At 72.5% G+C, this 12,089-nt stretch carries 12 protein-coding genes; 6 read left to right on the top strand and 6 right to left on the bottom strand.

Annotated elements, in window-relative coordinates; translation table 11 throughout:
- Positions 1-123: 123 nt before the first annotated feature.
- Complete coding sequence (locus tag PT931_RS28580; protein WP_456248804.1) at positions 124-978, bottom strand: exonuclease domain-containing protein; 855 nt, start codon at positions 976-978, stop codon at positions 124-126.
- A 52-nt stretch (positions 979-1,030) separates the two neighbouring features.
- Between PT931_RS28580 and PT931_RS28575 the strand changes: the two genes are divergently transcribed.
- The 3 genes from PT931_RS28575 (at position 1,031) to infC (ending at position 4,561) form a co-directional block, all read left to right on the top strand.
- Positions 1,031-2,263, top strand: a complete 1,233-nt coding sequence (locus tag PT931_RS28575) for a hypothetical protein (protein WP_456248803.1) — start codon at positions 1,031-1,033, stop codon at positions 2,261-2,263.
- A gap of 61 nt (positions 2,264-2,324) precedes the next feature.
- Positions 2,325-3,710, top strand: coding sequence for a hypothetical protein (locus PT931_RS28570; protein ID WP_456248802.1), 1,386 nt, complete (start codon positions 2,325-2,327; stop codon positions 3,708-3,710).
- A 311-nt stretch (positions 3,711-4,021) separates the two neighbouring features.
- On the top strand, positions 4,022-4,561 hold the full coding sequence (gene infC, locus PT931_RS28565) for a translation initiation factor IF-3 (protein WP_456248996.1): 540 nt from the start codon (positions 4,022-4,024) through the stop codon (positions 4,559-4,561).
- Positions 4,562-4,647: 86 nt separating this feature from the next.
- On the opposite strand, the gene PT931_RS28560 is transcribed toward infC, so the two are convergent.
- Entirely contained in the window at positions 4,648-6,129 is a 1,482-nt protein-coding gene (locus tag PT931_RS28560; RefSeq protein WP_456248801.1) for a peptide MFS transporter, read from the bottom strand.
- Positions 6,130-6,411: 282 nt separating this feature from the next.
- On the opposite strand from PT931_RS28560, the gene PT931_RS28555 reads away from it, so the two are divergent.
- Positions 6,412-6,759 (top strand): RNA polymerase-binding protein RbpA, encoded by a 348-nt coding sequence (locus tag PT931_RS28555; protein WP_197004060.1) that lies wholly within the window; start codon positions 6,412-6,414, stop codon positions 6,757-6,759.
- A 241-nt stretch (positions 6,760-7,000) separates the two neighbouring features.
- Positions 7,001-7,126 (top strand): hypothetical protein, encoded by a 126-nt coding sequence (locus tag PT931_RS28550; protein ID WP_456248800.1) that lies wholly within the window; start codon positions 7,001-7,003, stop codon positions 7,124-7,126.
- A 65-nt stretch (positions 7,127-7,191) separates the two neighbouring features.
- Here the strand turns inward: PT931_RS28550 and PT931_RS28545 are convergent, their stop codons facing one another.
- The 3 genes from PT931_RS28545 to lnt are packed head-to-tail and all read right to left on the bottom strand — an operon-like array spanning position 7,192 to position 10,095.
- Complete coding sequence (locus tag PT931_RS28545; protein WP_456248799.1) at positions 7,192-7,659, bottom strand: FxsA family protein; 468 nt, start codon at positions 7,657-7,659, stop codon at positions 7,192-7,194.
- Positions 7,660-7,666: 7 nt separating this feature from the next.
- Entirely contained in the window at positions 7,667-8,434 is a 768-nt protein-coding gene (locus PT931_RS28540; RefSeq protein WP_456248995.1) for a polyprenol monophosphomannose synthase, read from the bottom strand.
- 20 nt (positions 8,435-8,454) lie between these two features.
- The gene (lnt, locus tag PT931_RS28535) at positions 8,455-10,095 is read right to left on the bottom strand and encodes an apolipoprotein N-acyltransferase (protein WP_456248994.1); all 1,641 of its coding nucleotides are present in this window, start codon (positions 10,093-10,095) and stop codon (positions 8,455-8,457) included.
- A 474-nt stretch (positions 10,096-10,569) separates the two neighbouring features.
- On the opposite strand from lnt, the gene PT931_RS28530 reads away from it, so the two are divergent.
- Positions 10,570-10,908 carry a YciI family protein gene (locus PT931_RS28530; RefSeq protein WP_456248798.1) on the top strand — a complete coding sequence of 113 codons (339 nt, stop codon included), beginning with the start codon at positions 10,570-10,572 and terminating at the stop codon, positions 10,906-10,908.
- 1 nt (position 10,909) lies between these two features.
- Here PT931_RS28530 and PT931_RS28525 read toward each other — a convergent pair whose 3' ends face one another.
- A complete protein-coding gene (locus PT931_RS28525) occupies positions 10,910-12,070 on the bottom strand; it encodes an RNA polymerase sigma factor (protein WP_456248797.1) in 1,161 nt (386 codons plus the stop codon).
- Positions 12,071-12,089 lie beyond the last annotated feature (19 nt).

The raw sequence follows: 12,089 nt of genomic DNA, 5'->3' as shown, positions 1-12,089 counted from the left end.
GGCCACAGGGTGATGCCCGCTCTCCGGGCTTCTGGAGCCCCGGGAGGGCCACCGGGCGGGGCCCCACCCCGCCCCCGGTGCCGACCTGGTTCGGGCCACGCGGCGGTGGCCCGAGCGGGCGGCCTACACCTCCGGCCACTCCTCGACCGTGACCGTGGCGATCGGCCACGCCGCCTCGTAGTGCCGCTCCGGGAAGCGTTCGGCGAAGTAGGCGACGGATTCGGCGTACCACTCCGCCTGGCCCGCGTGCAGGTCGGCGAGGCTCTGGTCGGCGATCGTCCGGTGGCACGCGGCGATCGCGATGGCCAGGTCCATGCACGCCTGGGTGTCCGCGTCGGCGCGGTGCGGGCCGGGGTGGGTCACGCCGTAGAAGGCGCAGACCACCTCGAGGGTCCGGCCGCCCTTGCGGTACCGGTCCACGTGCCGGTCGATGACCAGCGGGTCCACGATCGGCGCGAGGGTGCCGCCGGCCCGGTCGGTCAGGGAGCGCAGCCCGTGCCGGCGCAGCTCCGTCTCCAGCAGGGTCAGGTCGTAGACCGCGTTGTAGATGACGATCGGGATGCCCGCGTTGAGGTACCGGGCGAGCGCGTCGGCCAGCTCGTCGAGCGCCTCGGCGGGCGGACGGCCGTGCTCGCGGACCTGCTCGTTGGTGATCCCGTGCGTGGCGGTGGCCTCGGCGGGGATGTCCACCCCGGGGTCGACCAGCAGTTCCAGGGTGTGGCCGCTGGTGTCGCGGAGCGAGGCGGACACGATCCGGTCGACCCCGGTCCGCACCCCCGTACTCTCCACATCGAACGCCGCGAGGTGCCGGCGGTGCCAGCCGTCGTGCTCCCCTTGCCGCGGGGCGCGGGGCGCGGGCACGCAGTGCGGGTGGTACGTCACCCAACTGCCGGCATCGGTCCTGGTCAGCGTGCCTTCCCCGGCGGGCACTCGCTGTGCGCACGTGCCGCACTGTCCGGGATACTTGTTCGAAGCCATCGCGGGCAGCTTAGCGGAACGGACACAGGGCTCCCGACTAGACTTTCCGGCCGTGACCAGCGTTGAGCCTCCCATCACCCGGCCGTGTGCGCACTGTGGCCTGCCCGTACCGCAGAAGTCCTCGTCCGGCCGCCCTTTCCAGTACTGTCGGGACAACGACAGTGCCTGCCTGCGGGCCGCGCGCAGTGGCCGCCAGCGCGAACGCAGCTCCCCCGGTCTGGCCGGTCAGGTCACCAAGGCGTGGGAGCTCGTCGAGCGGATGGAACTCGCCGCCGCCGACCTCGCCGCGTCCCTGACCGGGGAACTCACCCCCGCCGGGGTGGAACGCCAGGCGGCCGAGATCCGCGCGGAGGCCGCGTCCGCCGTGGCCGCCGCGCACACCGAACGCGAGGCCGCCCAGACCGCGGCCGCCCGCGCCGAGGAGGCCGCCCGCGCCGCCCAGGCCCGCGCGACGGCGGCCGAGGCGGAGGCCACCACCGCCCGCAGCACCGCGGAACAGCAGGTCGGCGAGGCGGACCGGCGGGCGGCCGGGGCCGAGCGCGCCCGGATCGAGGCCGTCGAGGAGGCCGGCCGGCTCGTCGCGGGGGCCGAGGAGCGCCGGTCCCGGGCGGACCTGGCCCGGGCCGCCGCCGAGGAGGCCGCCGCGACCGCCCGGTCCGCGACCGCCGCCGCCGAGGCGCTGCGGGCCGACGCGGTGTCCGAACGGGACGCGACCCGCCGGGAACGCGAGGCGCTGCGGGCCGAGCGCGACGCGGCCACGGCGGAGGTGGCCCGGCTGACGGCCGAGGCGGACCGGCTCACCACCGAGGCCGCGCGGCTGGCCCGGGAGCACGAGGAGCTGTCGGTGGCGCACGAGGCGCTGGTCGCGGAGCTGGCCGCGACCCGGGAGGCCGCCACGACCGAGGCCACCCGCCTGACACGGGAACGCGACGAGCACGCCGAAGCGGTCACGGCGCTCGCAGCCGCGCGGGACACCGCCGAGACCCGGGCGGCGGCGGACACCCGGCGGGCCGCCGAAGCCGACGCGCGGTGTGCCGACCTGGCCGCGCGGCTCGCCGACGCCGAACACGCCGTGGCGACGGAGAAGGCCCGCGCGGACACCGAGGCCCGCCGCGCCGACGAGGCCGCCGGCTCGGGGAACGCCGAGGTCACCGACCTGCGCGAACGCCTCCGGACCGCCGAGGCCGCCACGGCCGAACGCGACGCGGCCCGGGCCCAGATCGCCAGCCTCAGCGAGCAGGTGTCCAACCTGGCCGCCGCCCTGGCGAGCCTCGGCAGGTCCTGACCGCGCCGCCCCGGGCGGTGCGCGTCGCGGCCATTGCCCCGATCTCTGCTATTTTTCCGAAATGCTTGGGCAGGACGAGAGAACCACCACCGCACCGCCGACCACGGCCCTGGAGGAGCCCGCCTGGGACCACCTCCGGACCAGCCGCCGCCTGGGCCGGGCCGCCGCCGTCACGGACTACGTCCTCATCGTGGGTGGTCTGGTGTCGTTGTGGTTCACCTCCCGGCACCTGATGGGCGACGGGGAGCGCCGGTTCGACGCGCTGACCCAGCTGTTGACGGGCGCGGGGCTGTCCACGGACCGGTACTCGCTGCTGGGTCCGCTCTTCGCCACCCCGCTGTGGTGGCTGGGCCGCGCGGCCGGCGACGCCCGGGGCTGGATCACGCACTACAACCTGGTGCTGTTCGTCGTGTCCCTCGGGCTGCTGTTCCTGCTGCTGCGCCGCCGGGTCGACGCGGTGCTGCTCCGCCGGTTCCTGCTGCTCCTGGTGGCCGGCACCATGATCGCCCCGCACGTGAACGACTTCTACGGCGAGACGTTCACCGCGATGACCGTCGGGGTGGGCGTGCTCTGCGCGGTGGCGCTGGTGACCCGGCCGGCGGTGCGGTGGGCCGGCTGGGTGGCGATGACCCTCGGCGGGGCGAACACGATGTCCAGCCTGCCGGCGCTGGGCCTGCTCGGCCTGCGGCAGAGCGCCCTCACCCACCGGCTACGCTACGTGCTCCCGGTGCTGGTCGCGGGCGTCGTGGCCCTCGCCGAGTCCTGGGCGCGCCGGGGCCACCCCCTCGACCAGGGCTACGGCGCGGAGCGGTTCGACTTCCCGGTACTCCTCGGCATCCTGGCCATCCTGCTGTCCTTCGGCAAGGGCCTGGTCTTCTTCACCCCGGGCCTGCTGCTGCCCGCCCGCCGCCGCCTGCGGGGCCTGTTCGACCCGGCCGCGGTGGACCTGTGGCGCGGCCAGGAGGCGTGGCTGGTCTTCGTCGCCGGCCTGGTCCTGGTCTACGGCGGCTGGTGGGCGTGGAACGGCGACTTCTACTGGGGCCCGCGGTTCTTCCTGATCGCCATCTTCCCCGCCTCCCTGGCCCTGGCCGCCTGGCTGACCCACCACGACTCGCGCCCGTCGCGGAACCTGGCGATCCTCGGTGTGCTGGCCCTGTCGCTGTGGGTGGGCGCGAACAGCACGGTCTTCGAGATGCTGCTGTCGCCGACCTGCTTCCCGCTGGCGACCAAGCAGGAGGACTTCTGCCGGTACGGGGTGCTGGAGAGCCGGCTGTGGTACCCGTGGCTGTCCTGGCCGGAGGGCCTGTCGGTCACCCAGTGGGCGCAACTGCACTACCACGCCCTGGTGCTGTACTGGCTGGCCCTGCCGGTGATCATCCGCTCGGTGCCCGAGGTGCTGCGCCGGCTCCGGCAGGCGAAGCGGCGGCTGCCCGAGTGGAGGCTGTGACCGGGTCGCGGGCCACGCCGCAGGGCCGGCCGGGCGGGCGGCGCCACGCTGGCGGGCCGGGCGGTTCCGCGCGCGAAATTCGGATGACAGCCGACCGCCGTTCTGGGATCGTCGGGCTCCACACGAGAGAAGGAGGTGACGCCGTGAACGCCGTGACCGCTTCCCCGGGCGCCGCCTCCCGCCGCTGATCCCAGCCGCTCGCGCCCGGGTCCCGTACCCGAATGTGCGCGAGAGGAACGATCTTTGAGACTGTGTGTACGCACCGCCCCCACCCGCCGGGCGGAGGTGCTCCGATGAGCACCGAACCACGACTGAACGACCAGATCCGTGCCCGCGAGGTCCGCCTCGTCGGTCCGGAGGGCGAGCAGGTGGGCATCGTCCCGCTGGCCCAGGCCCTGCAGCTGGCCACCGACGTCGACCTGGACCTCGTCGAGGTCGCGCCGAACGCCCAGCCGCCGGTGTGCAGGCTGATGGACTACGGCCGGTTCAAGTACGAGGCCGCGCAGAAGGCGCGCGAGGCCCGGCGCAACCAGCAGCAGACCGTCACCAAGCAGATGAACTTCCGGCCCAACATCGACGAGAACGACTACGAGACGAAGCGGGGCCACGTCTCGCGGCTCCTGCGCGCCGGGGACAAGGTGAAGATCGCCGTGTGGTTCCGGGGCCGGGAGCAGCGCCGCCCGGAGCTCGGGTTCCGGCTGCTGAGCCGCCTGGCGGAGGACATCGGGGAACTCGGGTTCGTCGAGTCCGCCGCGAAGCAGGACGGCAGAAACATGATCATGGTACTGGCGCCGCACCGCGCGGTCCGGGCCGCCGCCCAGCGGACCGAACCGGCCCCCGAGGGGACGTAGCACCAGGTGGGGGCGGCCCGGGTCGAACCGGGCCGCCCCGTACCCGTCGAAAGGTCTGTCGGGGTTTTCGCGCAGCGGGTGGCGGGCTAGTGGATGCCGCGCATCAGCCGGTGCAACTGCCGGGTGAACCCGACGGCGGCCACGCCGAGCACCACGGACGCGACGCCCAGCACCATGAAGTACGCCGGCTGGGAGTAGTCCTCCCCGATCTTCGCGACCTGCCCGCCGATCGCGTCCCCGACGGCCGTGGACAGGAACCACAGCCCCAACATCTGGCTCGCGTACTTCGCCGGGGCCAGCTTCGTCGTCGCCGACAACCCGACGGGCGACAGGCACAGCTCGCCGCAGACCTGGAGCGCGTACACGGCGACCAGCCACAGCGGGGACACCAGGTTCCCGCCGACGGCGGCCTTGGCGGCGGCGGCCATCAGCATGAACGAGAAGCCGTTGAGGACGAGGCCCATGCTGAACTTCAGCGGCGTGGACAGCCGGTGCCCGGCCTTGAGCCACAGGATCGCGAACAGCGGGGAGCCGATGATGACGAAGATCGGGTTGACGGACTGCAGCCACGAGGCGGGCATGTCCCAGCCGAACACGACCCGGTCGGTCTCGTCCCGGGCGAACCGGTTGAGCACCGAGCCGGCCTGGTCGTAGATGAGCCAGAAGGCGGCGGCGAACAGGAACAGCCAGACGTACGCCTTCATCCGGCTGCGCTCGTCGGAGTCGAGGGACTTGTCGAGGAAGATCCGGCCGAAGTACCCGATGGCGACCAGGACCGTGAAGACGGTGAGCCCGGTGACCACCCGGGAGACGCTGAGGGTGCCGGTGAGCGCCGCGACCAGCAGCAGCACGGCGACGGCCCCGACGCCGATCAGCAACCAGCGGATGACGGCCGGGCGCTCGGCGGCGGTCAGCGGGTTCGTCGGCTCGTCGCCGACCCCGTGCAGCCGCTGCCGACCCAGCACGTACTGGATCACGCCCAGGGTCATGCCGATCGCGGCCACCCCGAACCCGAGGTGCCAGTTGACCTTCTCGCCGAGGTACCCGGTGATCAGCGGCGCGATGAACGCGCCCAGGTTGATGCCCATGTAGAAGATCGAGAACCCGGCGTCGCGCCGGACGTCGTCGGGGCTGTAGAGCTTGCCGACCATGGCCGAGATGTTGGGCTTGAGCAGGCCGGTACCGATCGTGATCAGGCCCAGCCCGAGGAAGAAGGTCGGCACGCTCGGCAGGATCATCGCGTAGTGCCCGGCCGCGATGACCATCCCGCCCCACAGGACGGAGCGGCGCGCGCCGAGCAGCCGGTCGGCGACCCAGCCGCCGGGCAGCGCCATCAGGTACACCATGGCGACGTAGACCCCGTAGAGCGCGTCGGCGTCGCCGTCACCCCAGCCGAGGCCGCCGTTGGCCACCGTGGCGGTCAGGTAGAGGACGAGCAGGGCCCGCATGCCGTAGTAGCTGAAGCGCTCCCACATCTCCGTGAGGAACAACGTGGAGAGCGCCCTGGGGTGTCCGAAGAATCCTTCACCGTCCGTGGTTGCCTCGGCCGATGCCGTGATGTCGGACATTCGTTGTACCTCCTGTGGGGGTGACGCTAACCCTCAGTATCGAAGTGGCCCGGTGAGCCAGTCCGGTCAATCAGAATATTCGGCTGTAACAGGGACAAGTTTTCATTCGTTCGGTCACATTGGGGGGTGAGGGTACTCACGACTGGCCGCGAGGTACTACCCTCGACGGGGCCGGGGGCCGTAGTGACTCACCGTGAGAAATACCCTCAACGGGGAACATGAAACGGGCCACGATCGTTACACCCGTTGTACGCGCACGACAGCCGGAGGGGAAAGCCGATCATGGGCGAGCGCATGCTGCGCGGAAGCCGTCTCGGAGCTATCAGCTACGAGTCGGACCGAAACACCGAGTTGGCGCCTCGGCAGACTCGGGAGTACCTGTGCGCCAGGGGGCATCAGTTCGAGGTCCCGTTCGCGGTGGACGCCGAGGTTCCGCCGATCTGGGAGTGCAAGTTCGACGGCACGGTCGCCCGTCTCGTCGACGGTAGCGAGCCCGAGTCGAAGAAGGCGAAGCCGCCGCGCACCCACTGGGACATGCTGCTGGAGCGGCGGTCCATGTCGGAGCTCGAGGACATCCTCAACGAGCGTCTCGACGAGGTCCGCAGCCGTCGCGGTGGCCGCACGGTCTGACGCACGACGCCGTAGAGGCCCCGACCCGTCAGGGTCGGGGCCTCTCGCCGTGCCGGGGGCGGGACTGTCGCCGTTCCGGGGCGGGACTGTCGCCGTTCCGGGGCGGGACTGTCGCCGTTCCGGGGCGGGACTGTCGCCGTTCCGGGGCGGGACTGTCGTGAGACGACAGGACTCTTGACTTAATTCGAACGTCGCTCGATGCTTGATTCGGCCAAGCACATCCGAACAGGAAGGAACAGCCATGCGCGAAGTTCCCGTTGGTGGCGGCACCCGTCCCGGCACGCAGATCCCGCTGCGCCTCATCGAGGTCGAGCCCCGGCTGCCCAACGAGGTCGAGCCGGGCCGCGAGCAGTTCGAGTCGCTGTAAAGAGATCCACCGCAGGACCCACATAGAGAAAGAGCCTCCCCGCGGGGAGGCTCTTTCCATGTCCGTCAGACGATCTCACCCTCGATGGGCGCGTCCGGGCTGGTGCCGCGCTGCGTTCTGATCTTCACGGTCCGGGGGCCGAACAGGTCGTTCGTGAGCCGCGGGTCGAGCCGCCGGGTCGCCACCCGCTCCACCAGGCCCCGGAACAGCCCCCGGGTCGGCGGCGCGATCATCAGCATCCCGAACAGGTCCGACACGAAGCCGGGGACCAGCATCAGCACCCCGCCGACGAAGACCAGGAACCCGTCGGTCGCGTGCCTGCCGGGCGCCCGGCCCTCCTGGACGTCCGTCTGGACGGCCCGCCAGGCCCGGCCACCCTCGCGGCGGAGCAGCCAGCCGCCCAGCGCCGAGGTCGCCAGCACCAGCAGGAGCGTCCACCCCAGGCCGATCACCTGACCGACGGCGACGAGCGCCGCGATCTCGACGACGGGCACGATGATCAGTGCCGCGATGACCAGCCAGAGGGTACGCATGCCCGGTTCAACGCTCGGCGGACGCCTTCTTCTTCCCGCCGAGCCGGTCGCGGACGGCCCAGCCGGTGACCTTGAACAGCGCCTCCCGGATGATCGAACCACTCATCTTGGACACGCCGTGCACCCGCTCGTGGAAGGTGATCGGCACCTCGACGAGCTTGCAGCCGGTCTTGTAGGCCCGGTAGGTCAGGTCGACCTGGAAGCAGTACCCGTGCGAGATGACCGACGCGAGGTCGATCTTGTCGAGCAGGGGCAGCCGGTACGCCCGGTAGCCGCCGGTGGCGTCGCTGACCGGCATACCGAGCATGATCCGGATGTACAGGTTGCCGCCGCGGGACAGGAACAGCCGGCGCTTCGGCCAGTTCACCACGGAACCGCCCGGGATGTAGCGGGCGCCCAGCGCGCCGTCCGCGCCGGCCGCGATCGCGTCCAGGAGGCGGTGCAGCTGCTCGGGGGCGTGGGAACCGTCGGCGTCCATCTCGCACACGACGTCGTAACCGTGCTCCTTGGCCCAGCCGAAGCCCGCGATGTACGCGGCGCCCAGGCCCTCCTTGCCCTTGCGGTGCAACACGTGCACCTGCGGGTCGGCGGCGGCGAGCTCGTCGGCCACCGCACCCGTCCCGTCGGGGCTGTTGTCGTCAGCGACGAGGATGTCCACCTGGGGGACCGCACGGCGTACACGATCGACGATGAGCCGGACGTTCTCCAGCTCGTTGTACGTCGGGATCACCACGAGGACCCGGCCAACTCCGGGGTACCCCTCCTCCGCCGGGATCGACGGTGTGGTGTTCTCGGTCACGCTTCCTCCTCATCGGTGTGCTGGGCTGCGGCACGGCGACGGACGAATCCGGCCATGACCAGCCCAAACAGCGCCAGCCCCGCCAGAACGGCCTCCGGCGTGCCCCCCAGCGTAGTCGCCGGGGTCTTGACTACCGTCAGGTGTGTCGTCCTCACCAGCGCGGCGCGGGTGTTGAACGTCGTGGCGTCGTACGCGCGGCCGTCCGGGGACACGAACGCCGACACCCCCACGGTCGAGGCCATCAGGCCCGGACGGCCGTGTTCCACGGACCGCAGCCGCACCATGCTCAACTGTTGTTCGGCCTCCGCGGTGTTGAACGTGGCGTTGTTCGTCTGGGTGACGAGCAGCTGCGCGCCGCCGGTCACGGTGTCCCGGACGATGTCGTCGTAGGCCACCTCGAAGCAGATCACGTCGCCGATCGGGAACGCGCCGCCCTCGGCCGGCACGCTCATCACGCCGGGCCGGTCGCCGGCCGCGAAGTCCGAGCGGACCAGGTCCACCTTCTTGGTGATCTTCCGGACGAGCGGGCGCATCGGGATGAACTCCGCGAACGGTACCGGATGGCGCTTCGTGTACTCCTGCACCGGCCCCTTGCCGGCGACCCAGAGCAGCCCCACGTTCCGGACGTGCCCGTCCTTCGGGGCCAGCACCGCGCCGACCAGGATCGGGGCGCCGATCGCGCGCGCGGCCCGGTCGATGGCCTCGAAGGCGTCGGCGTTGACGTACGGGTCGATGTCGGAGGAGTTCTCCGGCCAGACCACGAGCGCGGGGCGGCGGATCTCCTGGCGGTCGACCTTCCCGGCCAGTTCCAGGGTGGCGTCGACGTGGTTGTCGAGGACCGCGCGGCGCTGCTCGTTGAAGTCGAGGCCCAGGCGGGGCACGTTGCCCTGCACGACGGCGATGTCCACGGCCCGGCCCTCGCCCGGCGCGACCACGGGGAGGAGCGCCCCGACCCCCATGACGGCGACCGCGCCGAGGTCGGCGAGCAGGGCCACCGTCACGAGCCGGCGGGCCGCCCCGGAACTGGCGGCGGCGTCCGCGCCGGCGGCCGGGCGCGGACCGAACGCGAGGTGCCAGGCCGCGTAGGCCAGCAGCCCACCGGCCCCCGCCACCACCAGGGTGACCAGCGGCGCGCCGCCGAGGTACGCGAACCGGACCGTGGGCGCGTCGGCCTGGCTGAACGCGAGCCGCCCCCACGGGAAGCCCCCGAACGGGGTCCGCGACCGGGCGTACTCCTGCGCGACCCAGAGCAGGGCGGTCAGGACGGGCCAGCTCCACGCGTACCGACGGAAAAGGGGGGTCGTGAGGGCCGCCGCCGCGCCCAGCAGGCCGACGTAGGACGCCTGGAGGTTGGCGAGCAGGATCCACGGCCACCAGCCGACCTGGGTCCCCGTCCAGCTCAGCAGGGGGACGAACAGCACCACGCCGGTGATCCAGCCGAACCCGAGCCCAGCCCACACGCTCCGGCCGCGCACCGCGCACGCGAGCAGGGCCACGCCGAGCGGCGCGCAGAACCACAGGCCGTAGGGCGGGAAGGACACCAGGAGAAGGCCGCCGGCCACCACGGCGGCGGCGTACGCCAGCCACCGGGGGATCCTCGCCGGCCGCTCGGGGGCGGGGGCGGCGGTCTCAGTCATCAGCACCGGCCCATTGTGCGGGTGGAAAAAAGATAACGGGGCGCGGCCCCCGCCGCGCCCCCTACATCACCCAGGTATCCCTGCCGGTCCGGCAGGATGTCCGAGGGAACCTTCGGACCAGTCCGACACGAGTTGGCTGCCCGCCCCGCACTGTTGTCTACTGGCTCCCCGCACATCCTGCCCGGAACCGACGTCGCGGCCACTCTCGCACCGCCCCGCCGACCTCCATCCTGTGGACCTGGCCGCTGGCGGACGACGCGACCTGTCGGCCGCCATGCCCACCGGATGGAGCGACGGAGCGAGCCGAGCCGCTCCGAAGTAGGACTCACAGACCGTACGCATCGCAGGCCCGTTAGCGCCAACCAAACCAGAATTTTGGCAATAGGAAACCGGCGTGTCGCCGGTGTGTCGTTTCGGAGGGCTCCCCGTTCGTCATACCCGTGACAGGCTCGACGAGAACGAAGGAGAACGATCATGCGGTACGCGATGCTCATCGTCAGCGACGAGGCCCTCGAGGACGCGGCGTCACCCGAGGAGACCAAGGAACACGAGGCCGCGGTGTGGGCCTGGTTCGAGCGCTGGGACGGGCACTTCGGCGAGGGTGGCGCGGAGCTGCAGCGGGTCGCGGGCGCGCGCACGATCCGTGGCGAGGTGGTCACCGACGGCCCGTACGTGGAGCTGAAGGAGGTCATCGGGGGCATCGTGTTCCTGGAGACGCCGACGCTGGAGGAGGCCGTGGCGATCGCGCGGACGTGGCCCGGGTTGAAGTACCCGTACGTGAGCGTGGAGGTCCGGGGGACGGTCTCGCGCTGACCTAGCGGCTCGCGCGGAGCCGGGCGTCGAGGAGTCGGCGTTCGGCGGGGTCGACGGCCAGGTCGTGCGCGGTGCGCGCGGCCCGGCCGGCCTCCTCGTCGCGGCCCAGCGCCGCCAGCAGCTCCGCGCGGGTGGCGTGCAGCAGGCGGTAGTGGCCGAGCCGGTCGGCGACCTCCTCCACCTCGGCGAGGGCCCGCTCCGGCCCGTGCAGCCGCCAGGTGGCCACCGCGCGGGACAGCCAGGTGACGGGGTCCGGGCGCAGGGCGTGCAGCCGGTCGTACAGCGCCCGGATCGCGCGCCAGTCCGTGTCCCCGGCGGTGGGCGCGAGGGCGTGCTGCGCGGCGATGCCGGCCTGCAACTGGTAGACCCCCGTCCGGCACAGCGCGACCGCTCTGCGCAGCCGGCGCAGCGCCGCCCCGATCAGGGCACCGTCCCAGCGGGACCGGTCCTGGTCGTCGAGCACGACCAGCTCCCCGGCCGCGTCGAACCGGGTCGCGGCCCGCGCCTCGTGCAGCTCCATCAGCGCGGCCAGGCCCGCCGCCTCCGGCTCGCCCGGCATCAGGTCCGCCAGTTCCCGGGTCAGCCGCAGCGCCTCGGCGCGCAGCGGCGGCCGGGACTGGTAGCCCTCGTTGAACACCAGGTAGAGCACGTGCAGCACCCCGTCGAGCCGTTCGGCGAGCCGCTCGGGATCGGGCACGACGAAGGGCGAAGGACGGTTCTTCAGGGTACGGCGCGCCCGGGTCAACCGCTGCGCCATCGTCGTCTCGGGCACCAGGAACGCGGCGGCCACCTCCGCCGTGGCCAGCCCGCCGACGGCCCGCAGGGTGAGCGCGATCTGCGCCTCGGTCGGCAGCACCGGATCGCAGCAGCCGAACAGCAGGCCGAGCCGGTCGTCCTCGGCCTGGTCCACGTCGGCGACCCGGGCGAGCAGTTCGCGGCCCCGGGCCTCGCGGCGCAGCCGGTCGACGGCGCGCCGCCACGCGGTGGTGAGCAGCCAGCCGCCCGGGTTCACGGGGACGCCGTCCGCCGGCCAGTGGTCCAGGGCGGCGGCCACGGCCTCCTGGAGCGCGTCCTCGGCGGCGTCGAGATCGCCCAGGCGGCGGGCGAGGGCGGCGCGGATCCGGGGCGCGTCGGCACGCCACACCTGGTCCAGGGCCTCCATCAGGGCAGGCTACCCCGCG

Source organism: Longispora urticae, assembly GCF_053902585.1.
Note: the sequence above shows the minus strand (reverse complement) of the source record. Positions and strands in the feature narration are given on the sequence as shown.

What these genes read in the sequence shown, in the direction of transcription:
- PT931_RS28550 (WP_456248800.1), top strand. Translation starts at nt 7,001, where the DNA reads ATGCGCGAAGTTCCCGTTGGTGGCGGCACCCGTCCCGGCACGCAGATC.
- PT931_RS28545 (WP_456248799.1), bottom strand. Translation starts at nt 7,659, where the DNA reads ATGCGTACCCTCTGGCTGGTCATCGCGGCACTGATCATCGTGCCCGTC.
- lnt (WP_456248994.1), bottom strand. Translation starts at nt 10,095, where the DNA reads ATGACTGAGACCGCCGCCCCCGCCCCCGAGCGGCCGGCGAGGATCCCC.
- PT931_RS28525 (WP_456248797.1), bottom strand. Translation starts at nt 12,070, where the DNA reads ATGGAGGCCCTGGACCAGGTGTGGCGTGCCGACGCGCCCCGGATCCGC.
- PT931_RS28530 (WP_456248798.1), top strand. Translation starts at nt 10,570, where the DNA reads ATGCGGTACGCGATGCTCATCGTCAGCGACGAGGCCCTCGAGGACGCG.
- PT931_RS28560 (WP_456248801.1), bottom strand. Translation starts at nt 6,129, where the DNA reads ATGTCCGACATCACGGCATCGGCCGAGGCAACCACGGACGGTGAAGGA.
- PT931_RS28570 (WP_456248802.1), top strand. Translation starts at nt 2,325, where the DNA reads ATGCTTGGGCAGGACGAGAGAACCACCACCGCACCGCCGACCACGGCC.
- PT931_RS28555 (WP_197004060.1), top strand. Translation starts at nt 6,412, where the DNA reads ATGGGCGAGCGCATGCTGCGCGGAAGCCGTCTCGGAGCTATCAGCTAC.
- PT931_RS28580 (WP_456248804.1), bottom strand. Translation starts at nt 978, where the DNA reads ATGGCTTCGAACAAGTATCCCGGACAGTGCGGCACGTGCGCACAGCGA.